The sequence below is a fragment of the Streptomyces sp. NPDC002032 genome, from assembly GCF_042890765.1.
Lineage (GTDB): Bacteria > Actinomycetota > Actinomycetes > Streptomycetales > Streptomycetaceae > Streptomyces.
Map to the genome: position 1 here is coordinate 219,811 of NZ_JBIASM010000002.1, position 22,000 is coordinate 241,810.

The following is a 22,000-nucleotide window of genomic DNA, read 5'->3' on the forward strand; positions in this document are numbered from 1 at the left end:
GCGACCCCGGGCGCCCGGGCGTCAGGCCAGGCCCGTCTTCGCGCCCGCCCCGCACAGGGGGAGGACCGCCGTGCGGCCCTGGAGGGGGTCGTCGGGGGCGCCCGGCCCGACCGCCGCCCAGCAGGCGGCCGCCGTCGGCTCCACGAAGAGCCCGCGCCGGGCCAGGTCCCGCTGGGCGGCGCGCAGCCGGTCGTCCGGCACCGTCAGGAAGGTGCCGCCGGACTTCCGCACCGCCGCCAGGATCTGCCGGGCCCGCGGCGGCGCCGGGATCGCGATGCCCTCCGCCAGGGTGGGCAGCTGCGGCACCGGCTCCGCGTCCTGCGCGCCCGCCGCGAACGCCCCGGCCAGCGGCGCCACCGCCGCCGACTGCACCGCGATCAGCGCCGGCGGCCGCACCCCGCGCCGGGCCAGCTCCTCCACCGCCAGCGCCGCGCCCAGCAGCAGGGTGCCGTTGCCCACCGGGACGACGAGGGCCTCGGGGAGGCGGCCGCCGAGGGCCTCCCAGATCTCGTACGCGTACGTCTTCGTACCGTGCAGGAAGTACGGGTTGAAGACGTGGCTCGCGTAGAAGACGCCCGGGCCGTCCGCCGCGGTCCGGGCGGCGACGGCGGTGGCCTCGCGGCCGCCCGGGACGATCCGTACGGCCGCCCCGTGCGCCCGCATCTGCTCGGTCTTCTTCTCCGAGGTGCCCTCGGGCACGAAAACTTCACAATCCAGCCCGGCCCGCGCGCAGTACGCCGCCACCGAGGTCCCGGCGTTGCCGCTGCTGTCGGCGACGACCCGCTCCGGAGCCAGCCGCCGGGCCAGTTCCGCGAGCATCACCGCGCCCCGGTCCTTGAAGGACAGGGTGGGCATCAGGTAGTCGAGTTTGGCGTGAATGCGCTCCGCGAGCGGCACCAGCGGAGTGTTCCCCTCCGCGAGCGAGACGGAGAACGCCCCCGGCAGCGGCAGTGCGGCCGCGTACCGCCAGAGGGAATGGGGACCGGCCGCCGGATCCAGGGCGGTGGCCGGATCCGGGACGAAGTCGAGGTCCCACGGGCCGGCGCAGAGCGGGCAGCACCACGGGGCGGTCCGCACGTCGGCGCGCGTACCGTCCTCGGGGCAGACGTAGCCGGGCAGTGCGTGCGTCATGTGCTGACCACCTTTGCTCATTCATGGCCGTCGTATGGCACGGATGTTACGCGTCCGTTGTCCTCTTGTGGGATGCCGCACGGGTGGGTCAACCTTTCGGAGGCGACGGGCCGTTGGGCTCCGCGCCTTGTCATGTACATGCAATTCAGGGGCTCCGCGCCACCCCCCCCGCACCCCCCCCGCAGCGCACCACCTATGAGGAGGAACCCTCACATGTCCGTGATGCGTCACACCCGCCGGAAGTTCGCCGGCATCAGCGCGACCGCCGTGGTGGCCCTCGCGCTCGGCGCGGCCGCCGCCTTACCCGCCTCGGCGGCCGACCACGGCGCGCAGGGCGTCATCGAGAACGCGGGCGCCGCCGGAACCGTCGCCGGCAGCTACATCGTGACCCTGGACGACTCCGCCGCCCGGTCCACCGCCGACAGCGGCAAGGCCGTCGCCAAGCGCTACGGCGCCACGATCGACCGCACCTACAGCGCGGCCCTCAACGGCTACTCCGTGCACGTCTCCGAGGCGCAGGCCAGGAAGCTCGCCGCCGACCCGGCCGTCAAGTCGGTCGTGCAGGACCGCGTCTTCACCGTCGACGCCACCCAGCCGAACCCGCCGTCCTGGGGCCTGGACCGCATCGACCAGCGCGCGCTCCCCCTCGACCAGAGCTACACCTACCCGGACAAGGCCGGCGAGGGCGTGACGGCGTACATCATCGACACCGGCGTCCGGATCACCCACCAGGACCTCGGCGGCCGCGCCTCCTACGGCTACGACGCCATCGACAACGACAACACCGCGCAGGACGGCCACGGCCACGGCACGCACGTCGCCGGCACGGTCGCGGGCAACACCTACGGCGTGGCCAAGAAGGCGAAGATCGTCGGCGTCCGCGTGCTCGACAACAACGGCTCCGGCACCACGGCCCAGGTCGTCGCCGGCATCGACTGGGTGACCCGCAACGCGGTCAAGCCCGCCGTGGCCAACATGTCGCTCGGCGGCGGCGCCGACTCCGCGCTCGACACGGCCGTGCGCAACTCGATCGCCTCCGGCATCACCTACGGCGTCGCGGCGGGCAACGAGTCCACCGACGCCTCCTCCAAGTCCCCGGCGCGGGTGGCCGAGGCCATCACGGTCGGCGCCACCACCAACACGGACGCGAAGGCCAGCTACTCCAACTACGGCTCCGTCCTCGACATCTTCGCCCCGGGCTCCGGCATCACCTCCTCGTGGGGCACCGGCGACACGGCGACGAACACCATCTCGGGCACCTCGATGGCCACCCCGCACGTGGTGGGCGCGGCGGCCCTGTACCTGGCGCAGAACCCGGGCAGCACCCCGGCGCAGGTCCGTGACGGCCTGGTCGCGGCGGCCACCCCGAACGTGGTCACCGGCCCCGGCACGGGCTCCCCGAACCGCCTGCTGAACGTCGGCGCGGGCACCACCCCGCCGAACCCCGGCACCCGCTTCGAGAACACCGCCGACTACGCGATCAACGACAACTCCACCGTCGAGTCGCCGATCACCGTCAGCGGGATCTCCGGCAACGCCCCGGCGACGCTGAGCGTGCCCGTGGACATCAAGCACACGTACGTCGGTGACCTGAAGGTCGACCTCGTCGCCCCCGACGGCACCGTCTACAACCTGCGCAACCGCACCGGCGGCAGCGCGGACGACATCGTCCAGACCTTCACCGTGAACGCCTCCTCCGAGGTCGCCAACGGCGTGTGGAAGCTGCGCGTGGCCGACCTCGCCGCAGCGGACACCGGGAAGATCGACTCCTGGGCGCTGCAGTTCTGAAGCGGCCCGCACCTGCCGCCGCCCGGGTGACCGGGCGGCGGGGGGCGCGATAACAGGCTGGATCGCGCGATGAACGGCGGGGGTGACCGAATCTTCGGTCACCCCCGCTGCGTACTATTCGCGCAATCGTTCGCCCTCCGGGCGCCCGGCGGCGCAGTCCCCGTCGCGCCCGCCCCGCCGCACCCCGTCGTGTCCGTGCGTCCGTGTATCCGTGATGGAGTACGTCCCCCTGTGACCACCCCGCCCCCGCAGCAGCCCCACCACCCGTACCCGCAGGCCGCGCAGCCGGTCTGGGCGCCGCCCGGGATCACGCTGCGGCCCCCGCTCAACGGCTTCGCCCTCGCCTCGCCGCTGGTCGGCCTGCTCTGCCTGCCGCCGCTCGGGATCGCCTTCGGCATCGCGGCGCTGGTGCAGATCGGACGCCGGGGCGAGCGGGGCAGGGCGCTGGCGGTCCTGGGGCTGGTGGTGTCCGCGGTGATGAGCGTCGTACTCGTCCTCGGGGTGGCGAGCCAGAGCCGGTCGTTCCTCGAACGGCTGGGCGCGGCACGGCCGCTGGAGCAGGTGGAGGGCGAGCCGGCGGCCATGGACGAGCTGCGCGCCGGCGACTGCTTCAACGTCCCGCGCGGCGACCTGCTGGCCGAGGACCCTTTCATCTACCGGATCGGCTGCGAGCGGGTGCACGACGCCGAGGTGTCGGCGGTGAGCGCCCTCGGGTCCGCGGGCTTCCCGCCCGATCCCTTCCCCGGGGCGTCGAAGGTCAAGGAGGACGCGGAGCGGGCCTGCTGGAAGGCGCAGGACGCGTACGCGATGGACACCTGGGCGCTGCCCGGGTACGCGGAGATGTACTTCTTCGCCCCCACGCGCGAGGCCTGGCGCTCCGGCGACCGCGGCCTGGTGTGCGTCATCGGCACCTCCGAGCGGGAGCACCGGGGCAGCCTGCGCAAGGACGCCGGGACGCTGACGCCCGACCAGGCGGCACTGCTGAAGGTGCTGAACGAGGCCGACGAGGTGACGGGCGCCGCCCCGGACGTGCGGCCCGGCGGGCCGCTGCCGGAGTACCGGCGGTGGGCGGGCGAGGCCGACGCGGCGCTGGGCGCGCAGGAGCGGCTGCTGCGGGGCATGACCGCCCGGACGGACGTGGGCCCGGCGGCGGCCGCCCGGCTCCGGGAGGTGGAGGCGGCGCGCAAGGAGTGGCAGCGGGCCTCCCGCGCGGCGACGACGGCGGAGTTCGAGCAGGCGCGGGACGCGGCGCTGGGCGCGGTGTCGGTGGACGTGGAGAAGCAACTGCGGGGCGCGTACGGACTGTCCACCCGGGTTCCGGAGTGGCTGGAGGGGTCTTCGCAGGGCGAGGGCGGGAGCGCCGGGGGCGGACCGTCGTCGGAATCGGTCTGAGGCCCTGGGGGTAACGGGTGGTCACGGGTTTGAGTGACCAGGCTTCATCACTTCGGGTGAAACTCTGGCCCGTGCTTGCGCATTTCAACCGTCGGTTGCCAGGGTGTGGCTGTCTGTCAACCTGATGGGAGTGGCCCGTGACTTTCGGTGAGCAGCCGGCCTATCTGCGCGTCGCCGGGGATCTGCGACGGAAGATCGTCGATGGGTCCCTGCCCCCGCACGCCCGGCTCCCTTCCCAGGCCCGGATCCGCGAGGAGTACGGGGTCTCCGACACCGTGGCGCTGGAGGCCCGCAAGGTCCTCATGGCGGAGGGTCTCGTCGAGGGCCGCTCCGGATCCGGTACGTACGTGCGCGAGCAGCCGGTGCCCCGGCGGGTCGCGCGCTCCGGCTACCGCACGGGCGGGGCGTCGACGCCGTTCCGCCAGGAGCAGGGTGATTCGGGGGCCCGCGGGACGTGGGACTCCGCCAGCGAGCAGACGGGCGCACCGGCGGAGATCGCGCGGCGCCTCGGCATCGAGCCGGGGGACCGGGTCATGCGCACCCGGTACGTCTACCGGGACGCGGGCGAGGCGATGATGCTGTCCACCTCCTGGGAGCCGCTCGCCGTGACGGGCCGGACCCCGGTGATGCTGCCGGAGGAGGGGCCGCTGGGCGGTTCGGGGGTGGTGGACCGGATGGCGGCGATCGACGTGGTGGTGGACAACGTGGTCGAGGAGGTCGGCGCGCGGCCGGGGCTGGCGGAGGAGATCATGTCGCTGGGCGGGGTCCCGGGACACGTGGTCCTCGTCGTGACCCGGACGTACTTCGCGTCCGGCCGCGCCGTGGAAACGGCTGACGTCGTCGTCCCGGCCGACCGCTACCGCCTCTCGTACCACCTCCCCGTCCGCTGACCCGCCGCCACCCCGCCGTCGGCTGACCCGCCGCCACCGCCCCGTCCACCGGCCCGCCGCCGCCCCGGCGCCGGCGTACCGGTGAGCGGACGGTGGCGCGCGGCGGGGTTCACGCCGGCGTGACGTGGGGCGGGGGCGCGTAACCGGCGCGCAACGCCGGGGTGTGACGGGGCGTCACAGGGCGGGCCTACCTTCCGGCGGTATGACCGAGACCGCCACCAGCCCCGCGCCCCCGGCCCGCCCCCGCCGGAGCTACGCCAAGCTCGCTGCCGACGAGAGCCGCGAGGACTACTCGCTGCGGTACGCCCCGCACTCCTTCCGCCGCTGGAGCCCCGGCGCCGTCGCCGGCACCGCGCTCGGCGGGATCGCCTACCTCGCCGACTTCGCCATCGGCGCCTCCATCGTCTTCGCCTACGGCTTCACCAGCGGCGCCGCCGCGATCCTCGCCGCCGCCGCGGTGATCTTCCTGACCGGCATTCCCATCGCCCGCGCGTGCGCCAGGTACGGACTGGACATGGACCTGGTGACCCGCGGGGCCGGCTTCGGGTACTTCGGATCGACGCTGACCTCGCTGATCTACGCCTCCTTCACCTTCATCTTCTTTGCCCTCGAAGGCTCGATCATGGCGCAGGCCATGCACCAGGCCTTCGGGCTCCCCGTCCAGCTCGGCTACCTCCTCACCACGCTGATCGTGATCCCCGTCGTCTTCCGCGGGATGGGCGCCCTCGCCAAGGTGCAGGCCTGGACGCAGCCCGTCTGGCTGATCGGGCTCGCGCTCCCCTTCCTGGTGCTGGCCGTCGAGGCCCCCGGCACCTGGGGCGCCTTCACGCACTTCGGGGGCACCGACGGCGCGGGCTCCGGGTTCTCCTGGCTCGGCTTCGGCTTCGGGACCGGCATCGCGCTGTCCCTCATCGCCCAGATCGGCGAACAGGCCGACTACCTGCGGTTCATGCCGGCCGAGACCCCCGCCAACCGCCGCCGCCGCGCCCTGGCCGTCCTCGCCGCGGGCCCCGGCTGGGTGGTCATCGGCGCGGCCAAGCAGCTCGGCGGCGCCTTCCTCGCCTTCGTGGCCCTGGAGGCCGTCGGCAAGACCCACGCGCTGGAGCCGATCGCCCCGCAGGTCGAGGCGCTGCGCCCGTGGCTCGGCGGCTTCGCCCTGCCCGCCGCCGCCCTCTTCGTGATCGTGTCCCAGATCAAGATCAACGTCACCAACGCCTACAGCGGTTCCCTGTCCTGGTCCAACTTCTTCTCCCGCGTGACCCACCGCCACCCCGGCCGGGTCTGGTACATCTTCCTCAACCTCGCCATCGCGCTGACGCTGATGGAGCTGGACATGTTCGCGATGCTCGGCAAGCTGCTGGGCTTCTACTCCAACGTCGGGATCGCCTGGATCGCCGCCGTGGCGGCCGACCTCGTGATCAACAAGCGGCTCGGACTCAGCCCGCCCTACATCGAGTTCAAGCGCGCGTACCTGTACGCCGTCAACCCGGCGGGTTTCGGCGCGATGGTGATCGCCTCCACCGTCTCGATCCTCGCCTTCTTCGGGCTCTTCGGCACCTACGCCGAGGCCTTCTCCACCTTCATCGCCGCCGGACTCGCCCTGCTGCTGTGCCCGTTGATCGCCTGGGCGACGGGCGGGAAGTACTACCTGGCCAGGCCGAACACCGTGAGCGGACCGGACGCGGACGTCGCGGACGTCACCGCGACCCACACCTGCGCCGAGTGTGAGACGGCGTACGAGCTGCCGGACATCGCCGACTGTCCCGTGCGGTCCGGGCCGGTGTGTTCGCTCTGTTGCTCCCTCGACGCCACCTGCGGGGACGTCTGCCGGAAGGTTCCCGGCGCAGGTCCCGTGGCCCTGCCGACGCCCACGGTGCGCCCCGTCTGAACCGGCGCGCACGGCCCGTTCGTACGCCTGGCCGGATGCGTACGCCCCCGAGGTACCTCTTCGTGAAAAACCGTATCCGCTGAGTAAAGGTCGGGCGTAAGCTCCGGCATATGCGCAATGCGGTTTCCTGGGCAGGTACATCGGCGGAGGGTGGAGCGCGATGAACGACAGCGGTTCCCTGCTCCCATGGCTGGTCATACGTCAGGACGACAACGGCAACCGCTACCGGGTGGGCCGGTACTCCACCCGGGCCGAGGCCCAGAAGGTCGTCGACAGCCTCGACGACCGGGGACACAAGCAGCTGTACTGGGTCGAGCGGATCGGACAGGGAAGCCAGACCGCCACGACGAACTGACGGCCGGCGCTGGCATAGGCTCCGCCCATGACTGTACGAGTGGTCGTGGGCGGAGCCCTTTGTCGTGACGGGCGGCTGCTGGCCGCCCGGCGCAGTGCGCCCCCCGAGGTGGCCCGCCGGTGGGAGCTCCCGGGCGGCAAGGCCGAAGCGGGCGAAACCGTACCCGAGGCGCTCGTGCGCGAGCTGCGCGAGGAGCTCGGCGTCGAGGCCGAGGCGCTGGAGCGGATCCCGGGGGAGTGGCCCCTCAAGCCGGGTTTCGTGCTGCACGTGTGGACCGCGCGGCTGCTCTCGGGCGAGCCCGAGCCGCTGGAGGACCACGACGAGCTGCGCTGGCTCGGGCCGCACGAGCTGGACTCGGTGGACTGGCTCGACCAGGACCGGCCGGCCGTCGCGGAGGCCGGCCGGCGGCTGCGCGACGGGGCGCACCGGGGCGCGTGAAGCGCACGCGGTAGGCCGTCTGCGCCACAGTGCGCCGGTGCGTGGGGGATCGGGGCGGATCGGGTGGTACGACGCCCCAAATAGGGGGTATGTCGCTATTAGTCCCTATCTCGTCCCCCCTTTCGTCCCCGACGAACCTGACAGGGGTCGCTGGTGGCCCGGGAAGTGATCGGCGTGATCGACACAGACGGTGAGTGCGCCGAGTGGGCCTTTCCCGCCGAGCCCGGTGCCGTCCGCACCGCCCGCCACGCCGTGCGCGGCACCCTGCGCTCCTGGGGCCTGGACTCCGTCGGTGACGTGACCGTCCTGCTGGTCAGCGAACTGGTGACCAACTCCCTGCGCTACGCCTCCGGTCCCATCGGGGTCCGCCTGGTACGGCGCCATCCGGACGCCGACGCCCCGGCGGGCGTCCCCGCCCTGCTGGTGGAGGTCTCCGATCCGCTTCCGGATCCGCCCCGCGAGCGGGTCGCGCAACCGGACGACGAGGGTGGGCGGGGGCTGCATCTGGTCGCCGTCTCGGCGCAGCGCTGGGGGACCCGGCACGGGAAGTCGGGCAAGACCGTGTGGTTCGAGTTGGCTCTTCCTGGTGAGTAACAAGGGGAAGGGTGGCAGGGGGTCTCCCGGAAGGCGTCCGGTGGAGACCGTCGGACGTGGCCGGAAAACAACGGGACCCTTTTGTGATCGTGAACGCCGTGCCGTACGGGGCCGTGGTGCTGAATACTTCGGTCATGGCCGGTCCGGTTGCGGTGAGCTGGAGGGGACGGTCGCGTGAGCGAGATACCTGCGCAGGCACATCAGGCCCGGTTGTCCGGGGAGACGTGGCACGACTCCTTGTGGCACAGCAGCCCGCCTGGCTCGATATATGACTACATAAAGGTCGCATCCTTCTCGATCGGGCCCGACGGGCTCATCGATCAGTGGAGCCTGCGCGCCGAAGAGCTGTTCGGGCTCACGGCGGCCCAGGCGGTGGGGCGCGATCCGGTCGACGCCTTCATGCCGCCCGAGCTGCGCGCAGGAGGGCACCGCCGGGTCGCCGAGATCCTCGACGGCAAGGAATGGACGGGCCTGATCCCCTTCCGGATCCCCGGGGGGGACGGGGCGCACGGGGTGGCCGAGATCTATGTGATGCCGACCCAGACCGAGGCCGCCGAGCGGGCCGCGCTGTGCGTCGTCGTCGACGTGCGCGCGCTGCGCCGCATCGAATCCGATCTCGCCGCCTCGCAGGCCATATTCGGCCAATCTCCCTTCGGCTTCCTGCTCTTCGGTACGGACCTGACCGTCCAGCGCGCCAACCGCCGCTTCGCGAAGGTCTTCGGCGGCGCGGTCGAGGAGCACCGCGGCCGGACCGTGCACGACTACCTGCCGCCCCACGAGGCCGACAAGATGGCCGAAGCGCTGCGCCGGGTGCTGGAGACCGGCGAGTCCGTCACGGACCTGCGGATCACCGGAGCGGCCCCGGGCAGCCGCGACGACCGCCACTGGTCGATCAACCTCTACCGCGTGCACGGCGGCACCGGCCGTCCGATCGGTATCGCCGGACTCGGCACCGACGTCACCCGCCGCCACCTCGCCGCCCGCGAGGCCGCCGGGGTCCGGCGCAACCTGGCACTTCTCAACGAGGCCGGGCACCGGATCGGGACCTCCCTCGACCTGGAGACCACCGCCCGCGAACTCCTCGACGTCACCGTCCCCGGGTTCTGCGACCTGGCCGCCGTCGACCTCTACCAGGGCCTCCTCCTCGGAGACGACGACCGGCCCGCCCGCCCGCAGGGCCCCGGAGTGCCCTCGCTGCCCGGGCAGGGGGCCGGGCGGGCGCCGTCCGCCCCGCTGCGCCGGGTGGCCTTCGCCTCGGCCGTGTCCGACGCCCCGCTGTCGGGGTCCGGCGCACCGGTCGCCGTGGGGGAGACCCACCGCTATCCGGCCGCCTCGCCCGGGGCGCTGGCCCTGCGCACGGCGCGGCCCCGGCTGATCGAGGGGGGCCCGCCGGACGCGCTCGTACAGTCCACGCTGATCGTGCCGATGGTCGCCCACGACACGGTGGTGGGCCTGGCCCAGTTCTCCCGTACGAAGGGCAGCGAGCCCTTCGGCGAGCGCGACCGGGCCGTCGCCGTGGAACTCGCGGCGCGCGCCGCCGTCTGCATCGACAACGCCCGCCTCTACCGGCGCGAGCACGAACGGGCCCTGATACTCCAGCGCAGCCTGCTGCCCCCCGGCGATCCGGAGGCGGCCGGGCTCGACATCGCCTGCCGCTACCTGCCGGGCAACGCGGCCACCGAGGTGGGCGGGGACTGGTTCGACGTCATCGAACTGCCCGGGCACCGCACGGCCCTGGTCGTCGGCGACGTCATGGGCCGCGGGCTGCGGGCCGCCGTCGCCATGGGCGAACTGCGGACCGCCGTACGGACCCTGGCACTGCTGGACCTGGAACCGGCGGAGGTGCTCACCGCCCTCGACGAGGTCGCGCGCGGCCTCGGCGCACCCGGCGGCTCTCAGCAGGCCTCGCGCGCGGCCCTGCACTCGCGCGATGCCGACCGCTCCGAGGTCTACCTCGCCACCTGCGTGTACGCCGTCTACGACCCGGTGACCCGGCGCTGCACGATCGCCAACGCGGGCCACATGCCGCCCGTGCTGGTCGAACCGGCCGAGGAGGGCGCCGCGCCGCGCCCCGGCCTGCTGCTGGAGATCCCGACCGGGATGCCGCTCGGGGTGGGCGGCGAACCCTTCGAGGAGGTCGAGGTGGAACTGCCCGAGGGCGCGCTGCTCGCGCTCTACACCGACGGGCTCGTCGAATCCCGCGACCACCCCCTGGAGGAGGGGCTGCGCGGACTGCGGCAGGCGGTGGCCGATCCGGGCCGGCCGCTGGAGGAGGTCTGCGACCACGTGCTGAACACCCTTCACACCCGGCATGGGGAGGACGACATCGCCCTGCTGATGGCCCGGGTGCAGGGCCTGCCCGTGGACGCCGTCGGCGACTGGCAGCTGCCGCGCGAGGCCCGCTCGGTGGGCCGGGCCCGGGAACTGGCCCGGGCGAAGCTGCCGGCGTGGGGTCTGGAGGGGCTGCTCGACACCACGGAACTGCTGGTCAGCGAGCTGGTCACGAACGCCCTGCGGTACGGGGAGGGGGAGATCCGGCTGCGGCTGCTGCTGGACCGCACCCTGGTGTGCGAGGTGTGGGACGCGAACCTGGCCCAGCCCCGGCGCCGCCGTGCCCGGGACACCGACGAGGGCGGCCGCGGCCTCCAGCTCGTCGGCCTGCTCTCGGCCGGCTGGGGCACCCGGCGCACCCACCGCGGCAAGACGGTCTGGTTCGAGCTGCCCCTGCCGATGCCCGGCGGCCCGGACGTGGTGGTCACCGAACTCTCGGCGGAGCAACTGCTGAGCATGTACGGATGACCTCGTACGGGACCGGGGCCCGCCGATCCATACAAGCGTGGGCACCTGTCCGAAGGGGCCTCCTTCGCACACCTGGCCGAGGACCTTCCTCGCCGGACTGTGACGGCGGCGGCTTGGCGGCGGCGCCGGGCCGCCCTGACCTGCTCTAGGCCGCCCGGTTCCGGCCGCCGGCCTTCAGGGCGGCCAGCCGGTCCTCGATCTCCGCGCTCTTGCCGAGGTCTTCCAGGGACTCGAACTGGGCGTCCAGGGAGGACGCGGCCAGTTCCTGCTTGCCCATCGCCAGGGCCTCCTGGCGGCGGACCTTCTCCTCGAAGCGGTTCAGATCGCTGGTCGGGTCCAGGACGTCGATGTTCTTCACCGCGTCCAGCATCGTGTTCTGCGCCTGCGCGGTCTTGGCGCGGGCGACCAGCTCGTCCCGCTTGGCCTGGAGCTCCGTCAGCTTGTCGCGCATCGAGGCCAGGCCCGACTTGAGCGTGTCCACCACCTCGCTCTGGGCGGCGATCGTCGGCTCCGCCGTCTTCGCCTCCTTCTCCGACTGCATCTGCCGGCCGAGGGCCACCTTCGCGAGGTTGTCGAACTTGTCGGCGTCCGCCGCCGAACCCGCCGCCCGCAGCTCGTCCGCCTTCCGGCTGGCCGCGAAGGCCTTGTCGCCCCACTCGGCGGCCGCGTCCACGTCCTCCTTGTGGTCGGCCTCCAGCATCCGCAGGTTGCCGATGGTGGTCGCCACCGCCTGCTCGGCTTCCGAGATGTTGTTCGTGTAGTCGCGGATCAGCTGGTCGAGCATCTTCTGCGGATCCTCGGCCTGGTCCAGCAGCGCGTTGATGTTCGCCTTCGCGAGCTGGGTGACACGGCCGAGGATGGTCTGCTTGCTCATGACGGGGCTCTCCTGACGGTCAACAGGGCAAGAGGTCGAGGGGTTCACGGGTTCACGGGTTCACGGGGACGGGAGGGGGCGCGCGCCGGGGCCGCCGCGCGCGGGTCAGAAGCGGCCGCCACCGCCCATCCGGCCCCGGGTGCCGCCCCCGCCGAAGGAGCCGGGGCCGCTGCCGCCACCGCCGAAGCCCCCGCCCCCGCCCCCGAAGCCGCCGCCCCGGCCCCCGCCGAAGCCGCCCCCGCCGTTCCGGAGGATCTCGCCGAGGATGATCCCGCCCAGCACCGCCCCGCCCCGGCCGCCGCCGGAGCGCTGCCCGGCGTACGGGTTCTGGTACGCCCGTACGTCCTGTTCCGCCAGCTGCTGCGCCTGCCGGGCGAGCGAGTCGGCCTGCTGGGCCTCCGCCAGCGCGCCCGACGGATCGGCCGCGGCCAGCGACAGCGAGCGCTCCAGGTGCCGCTGCGCCTCCGCCAGCCGGGTACGGGCCTGGCTGCCGACGGCGCCCCGGCTGGTGGTGACGTAGTCCGTCGCCGCGCCGATCGCGCTGCGGGCCGACAGCAGGGCCTGGTCCAGCAGCGCCGCCGCCCGCTGCCGCCCCGATTCCCGCTCGCGCGCCCCGGTCAGGGCCTGGTCCAGGGCCGCGTCGGCCTCCTCGATGCGGCGCAGGGCGTCGATCGGGTCGTAGCGCCCGGCCGCCTCCTCCCGGCGCACGTCGGCCAGTACGGACTCGGCCCGGCCGATCCGGCCGCGCAGGTCGGCGGTGGAGGAGCCCTCGGCGGTGCCGGTGAGCAGGCCCCGGGCGTCGGCGAGGTCGGTCTCCGTCTCGTTGAGGGCGCCCGTCAGTTTCCCGGCGGCCTCCGCCAGCTCCCGGGCCCGCCGCTCCACCGCGTCGACCAGGGTCGCGGCCTGGTCCACCGCTCCCTCGGCGGCCCGGACGTGCACGGCCGCCCTGCCGTTGTCCCCGGCGTCGATGGCCGCCCGGGCCTCGCCGAGGTGGGTGGTCGCGAACAGCAGCCGGTCCTTGGCCTGTTCGGGGTTGGACGCCACCGGGGCGGACGCGGAGTCCGCGTACCGGCCGGCCAGGTCCGTCAGGGTCGCCTCCGCCGTCGTCGTCCGGCCGGTCAGCGTCCGGAAGTGCGCCTCCACCGTGGCCAGCGCCTGCGGGGCGTTCTTCTCCAGGTCCCGCAGCCGGTCGAAGGCCGCCGACTCGGCGTCGAGCCGCCGGCCGGCCTCGGTGCAGCGGGCCACGATCTCGTCCAGCATCCGGCGCCTGGTCGCGTCGTCCTCCGGGTAGGCGTCGTCCAGCTGCTGGCGCAGCCGGAAGGCGCGGGTGAGCCCGTCCTTGGCGGACGCCAGGGCCTGCGTGAAGCCGGCGACCGCCTCGTCGCCGAACTGGGCCGAGGCGAAGCCGAGTTCCTCGGTGCTGGTGCGGACCGCGTCGTCGGTCTCCACCAGCAGCGCCTTGGCCCGCGCGTCCAGCTCCGGCAGCGGCGTCGGCTCCGCCCTCCGCCCGTCCCAGCCCGGGTGGGCGGTCGTCGTGCCCCGCCCGCCACCGCCACCGCCACCGCCGCCCCGGCCGCGCTTGCGGCGGGTGTACGCGTACGCCCCGAGCGCCCCGGCCGCGCCGACGGCGACCACCGGCAGGACGAAGTCCCCGGCCCCGCTCCCCCCGCTCCCCCCGCCGCCGGGATCGCTCTCCCCGGGGGTGATCGTGGGCACCGGCACGGGCAGCCCGCCCAGCACCGCGCCGTAGCCGTTGGCCGCGCCGATCGCCGCGCCCGCCCAGTCGTTCTCCCTCAGGGCGGGCTCGATGGCGGTACGGGCGACCGTCGCGAGCTGCTCCTCGGTGAAACCGGAGTCCACATCGGCCGAATAGGCGTACTGGCGGGCCCCGGTCGCCACCGCCAGCAGCACGTCGTTCTGGCCCAGCCCGTTCTTCTGCGCGGTGGCGTCCGCCCAGCTCTGGGCGGAGCGGCCGGAGAAGTCGTGCACGTAGGTGACGAACAGCTGGATCCTGTGGTCGGCGTAGAGCTTGTCCAACGCGGCCGTGACGGCGGCCTTCCGGTCGCCCAGCGCCCCCACCCGGTCGGTGATCTGCCCCTGCCGGGACAGGGTGACAGGATCCTCGGCCCGGGCGGGCGGCGCGGCCGCCACGCCCCATCCGCCGAACGCCAGCAGCACGGCGGCGAGGGCCAGTCCGCCGCGCGCGGCCCGGGGCCCTCTGGTGGTCTCGCTTCTCGGCGGGTACACATTTCGGAGGGTATGGGCGCACATCGGGCCCCGCACCCGGAGGCGGCGCCCCCCTCAGGGTCGGGCGTACGCCGCCAGCTCGGGGCGTGCCAGGACCAGGAGCTCCCCCGCCAGCAGGACGTCCCCCGCCCCCAGGGCCGGCTCCTCCCACTGCCCGCGCACCTTGCCGGTCTTCAGGTCCAGCACCGCCACGTACGGCGGCAGCGCCTTGCCCAGCAGCCCGCGCCGGCCCCCCAGGGAGGCGAGCACGGTCAGCCCGCCCGCCCGGACGCCGAGCAGCCCGAGGGCGGGGTCCGTCCCCTCGCGGCGCACCAGCGGCCGCTGCCAGAGCACCGCCCCGCTGCGCGCGTCCAGCGCCCACACGACGTCGGCGCCCTGGTCGCGGCGGTGCCCGGCCACGTACGCGGCCCCGCCCGTGACCAGCAGCCGGGGCGCCGGGACGCCCGCCGCGAAGCTCCAGACCTCCTCGCCGGTGCCGCCGCGCACGGCCCGTACGGTCCCGGCGTCCAGCAGGTGGACCAGACCGCCGCCGAAGCCGGGGCCGGTGCGGGCCGGGCCGCCCGGCACCTCCCGCTCGGTGAAGCCCTCGCCGGAACGGGCCCAAGCCCACAGCGGCGCAGCGTCGCGCAGGCGCAGCCCCCGGAGCCCGGCCGCGTCGCCGAGCACCAGCCGGTCGGCGGCCACCGTCAGGGACCGGGCGGGATCGGCGGGGTCCCCGTCCAGGGGCCGGACCCACAGCTCCTCGCCGCTGTCCGCGCGCAGCGCCGCCAGCCGGCCCGGTACGGCGGCCAGCAGCAGTTCCCCGGCCGGGTAGAGCCGGGGAGCCGCGGGCCAGTCCCGCCACCAGCGCACCCGCCCGTCGCGCGGCTCCCGCGCCAGCAGCCGGGCGGCGGGCGGCTCCGCCCCGGCCACGCTCACGTACACCGACGCGGCGTCGGCCGCGCAGTCCACGGCGAGCCGGCCGGTGAAGGGGGCCGCGGGCACCCCCTCGTCGGCGAAGGCGCTCCAGCGGGCCGCCCCGGTGTCCGCCGCGACGCACCCCACCTCGGCCCCCGCCCGCCAGAGCACGGCGTCCCCGGCGGGGCAGAGGGCGTCGGGGCGGGCCGCCGTCCGCCAGCGGCGCCCGTCCGCCGCCGCGCGCGGGGGCCGCGCCGGGCGGTCCGCGGCCGCGGCCGTCGCCGTCGCCGTCGCCTGCTCCGCGTTCGCACCGGCCCGGCCCGGGTCGTCCGCCACCGCGGCCAGCCAGGGCGCGTCCGCGGCGGCCACGCAGTCCCGAGCGATCCGGGCCAGCGCCCGCGCCCGGTCGGCCGGATCGGGCAGCTCCCGGGCCCGCCCGGCCCGCGTACGGGCCCGTACGGGGTCCAGCGCGGGCCGGGCGCCCTGCTCCACCAGGTCCCGGGCGGCGGCGAGGGAGGCCAGGGCGTGGTCGGCCTTCTCGTCGCCCGCCGTTCCGGGACGGCGTCCGAGCAGGGCGACGGCGCGGGTGCGCAGCCGCTCCGCCCCGGCCCCGCCGAGCCGCCCGGCGACGTCCTCGCGGGCGGCCTCCTCGTGCAGCCAGGCCGCCCGTTCCTCCAGTACCTCGGGGAGTTCGGCCTCGGCCTGCTCCAGGGCCCGGGCCCCGCCCGCCGGGTCCCCGGCCGCGGCGCGGTCCCGGGCCACCTGGCACAGCACCAGCAGCCGGGCCCCGGCGGAGCCGGTCCGCTCGCTCAGCCGCAGCGCGGCGTCCAGGTCCCGGGGGGCGAGGGCGAGCACCAGGTCGTAGGTGGCCGCCGCGCGCGCCCCTGCGTCCTGGATCCGGGCCAGCCGGCGCTCGGCCTCCTCGGGACGGGCCGCGGCCACGGCCGTCGCGATCAGCGCCCGGAGCCGGTTCTCCGCCGGGCCGTCGGCGAAGTGGTAGCCGGTGAGCTGGGCGGCCCGCTCGGGGGCCAGCCGGGCCAGTTCCTCCGCCACCGCCCGCAGCGGGGCCTGCCGGTCGGCGGCGGACACCGTGAACAGGGCCTGGTGGGCTTCGGTCAGCAGCCGTACGGCCCGCGCCGGGGCGTGCGGGGCGACGTCCCTGGCCAGCCCGGTCAGCAGCCGCGCCGCCCGGGCCCCGTCGTTGTCGCCGTCGCTGCGGGCGGCGAGCTCGGCGTCCGCGAGCAGCCGGTGCGCGAGGCCGGCGTCGAAGCGGGCGGCGGCGTCGGCGGCGACGGCCAGCACCTCCACGCGGGCCGCCGGTGAGGGCGGTGCCTCCCGGAGGTCCCCCTCGGCCTCCCGCAGCAACCCCCGCACGAACTCCCCCACCCCTACCGCTATCCCCCCGCCCACCGACGCCTCCGGGCCCTGCTCCCCGCCCGTGGCGGGCTGCTCCGGGCGCGGCGTGGCCGCCTCCCGGTCCGCCGCGGCCCCCGCCGGTGCACCCGCATCCGGCGTCCCGCCCGGCGGAGTGCCCGGACCCTGCTCGCCGCCCGCCGGGGCGCCCGGCCCCCGCGTCCCGCCCGTCGCGGGCCGCTCCCGGTCCGTCGGAGTTCCCGGAGGTGCGGGCTCCCGGCCCGGCGCAGCCCCCGGGCCGGACTCCTCGGCGCCGCCCGGCGGGGCCACCAGGGCGCGCAGCGCCTCGGCGACGGCTGCCGCCGACTCCGGCCGGTCCGCCGGGTCCTTCGCCAGCAGCGCCAGCACCAGCCGGTCCAGGTCCGGCGCCACCGCCACCCCCGCCTCGCGCAGCGACAGCGGGACGTCCTCGACGTGCCGCCGCATCAGTACGTACAGCGGCTCGGACGATCCGAACGGCGGCGCCCCGCTCAGCAGGGCGTACAGCACGCACCCCAGCGCGTACAGATCGCACCGGGCGTCCACGCGCTCGCCCCGCCACTGCTCCGGCGCCATGTACGGCGGCGTGCCGAAGATCCGTCCCGTGACCGTCCAGCCGGCCGTCGCGTCCGCGGAGTACGCGATGCCGAAGTCGCAGATCTTCAGGCGGCCGCCCGGCAGCAGGAAGAGGTTCGGGGGCTTGAGGTCGCGGTGCACCACGGACCGCTCGTGCGCGGCGGCCAGCGCCTCGGCGGTCTGCGCCGCCAGCTCCACGGCGAGGTCCGGCGCCAGCCCGCCCCGCTCCCGGTCCAGCACGGCCGCCAGGTCCTCGCCGGACAGCAGCTCCATCACGATGAACAGCCGGCCCTCGTGCTGCCCCACGTCGTGCACGACGGTGATGCCCGGGTGCTGGAGCCGCGCCCCGATGGTGGCCTCCCGCCGGAACCGGGCGATCACCTCCTCGTTCGTCACCGCGTCCAGCAGCACCTTCACGGCCACCGCCCGGTCCAGGGCCAGGTCGTGGCCGCGCCACACCTCGCCCATGCCCCCCGCGCCGAGCCGCCGGTCCAGCCGGTACCGGCCCGCCAGTAGATCCCCCACCCGCACCGCGAAGCCCCCTGACGTCGCGTCGGTCGACGCTCACCAGGGGGCATTGTGTACCGCGAAGGGAACTACTCGGGGCCGGAACGCCGCCGGATCCTGCTGCCCAGCCACACCAGCGGGTCGTACTTGCGGTCCACGGCCCGCTCCTTCAGCGGGATCAGCGCGTTGTCGGTGATCTTGATGCCCTCCGGGCAGACCTCCGTACAGCACTTGGTGATGTTGCAGTAGCCGAGGCCGTGCTCATCCTGGGCCGCGCGCTTGCGGTCGAGGCCGGTTTCGGCGGCCGCGTCCAGGGGGTGCATGTCCAGCTCGGCGACCCGCATCAGGAACCGGGGGCCGGCGAAGGCGCCCTTGTTCTCCTCGTGGTCGCGCACCACGTGGCAGGTGTCCTGGCACAGGAAGCACTCGATGCACTTGCGGAACTCCTGCGAGCGCTCCACGTCCACCTGCTGCATCCGGTACTCGCCCGCCGCGAGCCCTTCCGGCGGGACGAACGCCGGAACCTCCCGCGCCTTCGCGTAGTTGAACGACACGTCCGTGACCAGGTCCCGGACCACGGGGAAGGCCCGCAGCGGGGTGATCGTGACCGTCTCGTCCCGCGCGAAGACGGACATCCGCGTCATGCACATCAGCCGGGGGCGGCCGTTGACCTCCGCGCTGCACGAACCGCACTTGCCCGCCTTGCAGTTCCACCGCACCGCGAGGTCGGACGCCTGTGTCGCCTGGAGCCGGTGCACGATGTCCAGGACCACCTCGCCGTCGTGCACCTCGACGGTGAAGTCCCGCAGTTCCCCGCCCTCCGCGTCGCCCCGCCAGACCCGGAAGCGTGCGTCGTAGCTCGTCACTCGTACATCTCCTCTTCGGCGAGGTACTTGGCCAGCTCGTCCTTCTCGAACAGCGCGAGCAGGTCCGGGCGGATGGGTTCGGTACGGGTGCGTACGAGGACGATCCGGCCGGCCGCCGGATCGGCGGGGGCCGGATCCGCCGGACGGCACAGCAGGTTCACCGGCCGCCACTCCCGGTCCATCGCCGGCCAGTCCTCGCGCGTGTGCCCGCCCCGGCTCTCGGTGCGTTCCAGCGCGGCGCGGGCCACGCACTCGCTGACCAGCAGCATGTTGCGCAGGTCCAGCGCCAGGTGCCAGCCCGGGTTGAACTGCCGGTGCCCCTCGACCCCGGCCCGGGCGGCGCGCACGCGCAGGGCGGCCAGCCTCTCCAGGGCCTCGGCCATCTCGCCCTCCCGGCGGATGATCCCGACCAGGTCGTTCATGGTGGTCTGGAGTTCCTGGTGGAGCGTGTACGGGTTCTCCGCGCCCTCGGCGGCGTGGAAGGGGGCCAGCGCCTCGGCGGCGGCCGCGTCGATCTGCGCCTGGGAGACCGCGGGGCGGGCGACGTCGCAGGCCGCGGCGTGCTCCGCCGCGTGCATCCCCGCCCGGCGGCCGAAGACCAGCAGGTCGGAGAGGGAGTTGCCGCCGAGCCGGTTCGAGCCGTGCATCCCGCCCGCGACCTCACCGGCGGCGAACAGCCCCGGTACGCCGGCGGTGGCGGCGGTGTCCGAGTCGACGGCGATCCCGCCCATCACGTAGTGGCAGGTCGGGCCGACCTCCATCGGCTCGGCGGTGATGTCCACGTCCGCCAGCTCCTTGAACTGGTGGTACATGGACGGCAGCCGCCGCTTGATCCGCTCCGCCGGCATCCGGGTCGACACGTCGAGGAACACCCCGCCGTGCGGCGAGCCGCGGCCCGCCTTGACCTCGGAGTTGATGGCCCGGGCCACCTCGTCGCGCGGCAGCAGCTCGGGGGGACGCCGGTTGTGGTCCGGGTCCTCGTACCAGCGGTCGCCCTCCTCCTCGGACTCGGCGTACTTCTCCTTGAACACGTCCGGGACGTAGTCGAACATGAACCGCTTGCCCTCGGAGTTGCGCAGCACGCCGCCGTCGCCGCGGACGGACTCCGTGACCAGGATGCCCTTCACGGAGGGCGGCCAGACCATGCCGGTCGGGTGGAACTGCACGAACTCCATGTTCAGCAGCGGGGCCCCGGCCAGCAGGGCCAGCGCGTGGCCGTCGCCCGTGTACTCCCACGAGTTGGAGGTGGTCTTGAAGGACTTCCCGATGCCGCCGGTGGCCAGCACCACCGCCGGGGCCTCCAGGACGAAGAACCGGCCGCTCTCGCGTTCGTAGCAGAAGGTGCCCGAGACCCGCCCCCCGTCCTTCAGGACCCGCGTCACCGTGCACTCCTGGAAGACCTTGAGCCGGGCCTCGTGGTCCCCGTACTCCTTGAAGTCCTCCTGCTGGAGCTGGACGATCTTCTGCTGGAGGGTGCGGATCAGCTCCAGGCCCGTACGGTCGCCGACGTGCGCCAGGCGCGGGTACTCGTGGCCGCCGAAGTTGCGCTGGGAGATCCTCCCGTCGGGGGTGCGGTCGAAGAGCGCCCCCCAGGTCTCCAGCTCCCAGACCCGGTCCGGGGCCTCCTTCGCGTGCAGTTCGGCCATCCGCCACTGGTTGAGGAACTTGCCGCCGCGCATGGTGTCGCGGAAGTGCACCTGCCAGTTGTCGCCCTCGTTGACGTTGCCCATGGAGGCGGCGATGCCGCCCTCCGCCATCACCGTGTGGGCCTTGCCGAAGAGGGACTTGCAGATCACCGCCGTACGGGCGCCCCGCTCGCGGGCCTCGATCGCGGCCCGCAGCCCGGCGCCGCCCGCGCCGACCACGACCACGTCCCACCCCTGCCGTTCCACCTGTGCCATGTCAGAAGATCCTCGGGTCGGTGAAAGCGCCGGTGGCCAGCAGGTACACGTAGAAGTCGCAGGCGGCCACGCTGATCAGGGAGGCCCAGGCCAGCTGCATGTGCCGGGTGTTGAGCCGGCTCACCCAGCCCCACAGCCGGTAGCGCACCGGATGCCTGGAGAAGTGCCTGAGCCGGCCGCCCATGATGTGCCGGCAGGAGTGGCAGGACAGGGTGTAGGCCCAGATCAGCACGATGTTGACGAGGAAGAGCAGGGTGCCCAGGCCCATGTGGCCCCAGGCGTAGTGCCCGTCGCGGAAGGTCAGCACGGTGTCGTAGGTCAGGATCCCGGCGACCGGCAGCGCCGCGTAGAAGAAGTACCGGTGCGCGTTCTGGAGGATCAGCGGGAAGCGGGTCTCGCCCGAGTACGAGGCGTGCGGCTCGGCTACGGCGCAGGCGGGCGGCGAGGCCCAGAAGCCCCGGTAGTAGGCCTTGCGGTAGTAGTAGCAGGTCAGCCGGAAGCCGAGCGGGAAGACCAGGACCAGCAGCGCGGGGGACAGGCCCCACCAGCTGCCGAAGAGGTCGAGGTTGGGGCCGCCGCGCATGGTCGCGCAGTTCTCCGCCAGGCAGGGCGAGTAGAAGGGCGAGACGTACGGGGCCGCGTAGTAGTCGGCGTTCGAGAAGGCCCGCCACGTCGAGTAGGCGATGAAGGCGAGCAGCCCGGCCGCGGTGCCGGCGGGCGACAGCCACCACCGGTCGGTGCGCAGGTGCCGGGCCGCGATGGCGGCCCGGGAGGGGCCGTGGACCCCGCCGGGCCGCTGCTGGGGTGGTTCCGTGCCTGTGGCCAAAGGGGACTCCGGGTGGAGTGATGAGGGGTGGCCCAGGAGGCGCGGCCGCCGGACGGCCGGGCCCGATGGGGAGTGCGCGGACGGGCGCTGCCGGGCGGGGTCAGGGGGCGCGCCGGTCGCGCGCGCCGAGGCCCTCGTCGTCGGAGTCCGTCCACAGGGAGCTGTCGTACGGGGTGTCCGGTACGGAGACCATCCGGGCCGGATCGGCCTCGGGGACGGCCGGCGACTGCCGGGCGACGTCCCGCTCCAGCCGCTCCACCGAGCGGACCAGCTCGTTCAGATTGCGTCGTACGGCCGTCAGATCGTCGTGCAGGGACATGACATGACCTCACTTCCGCGGGTGCGATGGCAACGCTCACGGGCGCCTGGCAGTGTCGCGCCTCCCGTCCCCGGTTGTGAAGGGACGTGCAGCGATTGCGGGCGCGCGGGCTTGAACCGTGCGCCCCTTCCCGACCCGCTCGCGTCCCTCGTCCGGGGGAACTCCCGCCCGTCCGCAAGCCGGATTGGTCCGCACGGGTGGGGTTCGCGGCGTGGCGAGCTCCCGCTGCGGAGCGCTTGGCGGGCTGTCTATTTCAGTGGGTCCCGGCACCAGTGTGATCAGCTCCATATACCGCCGAACGTGATCAAGTCCCCCACTTT

16 protein-coding genes are annotated in these 22,000 nt (G+C 74.2%); 8 read left to right on the top strand and 8 right to left on the bottom strand.

Translation table 11 applies throughout. The features are described from left to right. Positions 1-21: 21 nt before the first annotated feature. Positions 22-1,131: a threonine synthase gene (locus tag ACFYYT_RS05190; protein WP_351828909.1), complete on the bottom strand. Its 1,110-nt coding sequence runs from the start codon at positions 1,129-1,131 to the stop codon at positions 22-24. Positions 1,132-1,344: 213 nt separating this feature from the next. Between ACFYYT_RS05190 and ACFYYT_RS05195 the strand changes: the two genes are divergently transcribed. From ACFYYT_RS05195 to ACFYYT_RS05230, 8 genes are all read left to right on the top strand, one after another. Then, entirely contained in the window at positions 1,345-2,919 is a 1,575-nt protein-coding gene (locus ACFYYT_RS05195) for a S8 family peptidase (protein ID WP_351828907.1), read from the top strand. A 231-nt stretch (positions 2,920-3,150) separates the two neighbouring features. Further along, on the top strand, positions 3,151-4,311 hold the full coding sequence (locus ACFYYT_RS05200) for a DUF4190 domain-containing protein (RefSeq protein WP_351828905.1): 1,161 nt from the start codon (positions 3,151-3,153) through the stop codon (positions 4,309-4,311). A 137-nt stretch (positions 4,312-4,448) separates the two neighbouring features. Further along, complete coding sequence (locus tag ACFYYT_RS05205; RefSeq protein WP_351828902.1) at positions 4,449-5,201, top strand: GntR family transcriptional regulator; 753 nt, start codon at positions 4,449-4,451, stop codon at positions 5,199-5,201. A 202-nt stretch (positions 5,202-5,403) separates the two neighbouring features. Beyond that, positions 5,404-7,089, top strand: coding sequence for a hypothetical protein (locus ACFYYT_RS05210; RefSeq protein WP_351828899.1), 1,686 nt, complete (start codon positions 5,404-5,406; stop codon positions 7,087-7,089). Positions 7,090-7,249: 160 nt separating this feature from the next. Beyond that, positions 7,250-7,444, top strand: a complete 195-nt coding sequence (locus ACFYYT_RS05215; protein WP_351828897.1) for an SPOR domain-containing protein — start codon at positions 7,250-7,252, stop codon at positions 7,442-7,444. 27 nt (positions 7,445-7,471) lie between these two features. Then, on the top strand, positions 7,472-7,882 hold the full coding sequence (locus tag ACFYYT_RS05220) for a (deoxy)nucleoside triphosphate pyrophosphohydrolase (RefSeq protein ID WP_351828895.1): 411 nt from the start codon (positions 7,472-7,474) through the stop codon (positions 7,880-7,882). A gap of 165 nt (positions 7,883-8,047) precedes the next feature. After that, positions 8,048-8,476 carry an ATP-binding protein gene (locus ACFYYT_RS05225; RefSeq protein ID WP_351828942.1) on the top strand — a complete coding sequence of 143 codons (429 nt, stop codon included), beginning with the start codon at positions 8,048-8,050 and terminating at the stop codon, positions 8,474-8,476. A 183-nt stretch (positions 8,477-8,659) separates the two neighbouring features. Further along, the gene (locus ACFYYT_RS05230; protein WP_388607143.1) at positions 8,660-11,275 is read left to right on the top strand and encodes a SpoIIE family protein phosphatase; all 2,616 of its coding nucleotides are present in this window, start codon (positions 8,660-8,662) and stop codon (positions 11,273-11,275) included. Positions 11,276-11,420: 145 nt separating this feature from the next. Here the strand turns inward: ACFYYT_RS05230 and ACFYYT_RS05235 are convergent, their stop codons facing one another. The 7 genes from ACFYYT_RS05235 to ACFYYT_RS05265 form a co-directional block, all read right to left on the bottom strand. Then, on the bottom strand, positions 11,421-12,149 hold the full coding sequence (locus ACFYYT_RS05235) for a PspA/IM30 family protein (protein WP_351828892.1): 729 nt from the start codon (positions 12,147-12,149) through the stop codon (positions 11,421-11,423). A gap of 105 nt (positions 12,150-12,254) precedes the next feature. Then, positions 12,255-14,396 (bottom strand): TPM domain-containing protein, encoded by a 2,142-nt coding sequence (locus tag ACFYYT_RS05240; RefSeq protein WP_388606974.1) that lies wholly within the window; start codon positions 14,394-14,396, stop codon positions 12,255-12,257. 54 nt (positions 14,397-14,450) lie between these two features. After that, a complete protein-coding gene (locus tag ACFYYT_RS05245; RefSeq protein WP_388606976.1) occupies positions 14,451-17,786 on the bottom strand; it encodes a protein kinase in 3,336 nt (1,111 codons plus the stop codon). Positions 17,787-17,857: 71 nt separating this feature from the next. After that, complete coding sequence (locus ACFYYT_RS05250; RefSeq protein ID WP_351828581.1) at positions 17,858-18,634, bottom strand: succinate dehydrogenase/fumarate reductase iron-sulfur subunit; 777 nt, start codon at positions 18,632-18,634, stop codon at positions 17,858-17,860. Next, the gene (locus ACFYYT_RS05255) at positions 18,631-20,535 is read right to left on the bottom strand and encodes a fumarate reductase/succinate dehydrogenase flavoprotein subunit (protein WP_351828584.1); all 1,905 of its coding nucleotides are present in this window, start codon (positions 20,533-20,535) and stop codon (positions 18,631-18,633) included. The genes ACFYYT_RS05250 and ACFYYT_RS05255 overlap by 4 nt, the downstream gene beginning before the upstream one ends. A 1-nt stretch (position 20,536) precedes the next feature. Next, positions 20,537-21,361, bottom strand: a complete 825-nt coding sequence (locus ACFYYT_RS05260) for a hypothetical protein (protein ID WP_351828585.1) — start codon at positions 21,359-21,361, stop codon at positions 20,537-20,539. A gap of 100 nt (positions 21,362-21,461) precedes the next feature. Continuing rightward, positions 21,462-21,680 carry a hypothetical protein gene (locus tag ACFYYT_RS05265; protein ID WP_351828588.1) on the bottom strand — a complete coding sequence of 73 codons (219 nt, stop codon included), beginning with the start codon at positions 21,678-21,680 and terminating at the stop codon, positions 21,462-21,464. Positions 21,681-22,000: the final 320 nt, after the last annotated feature.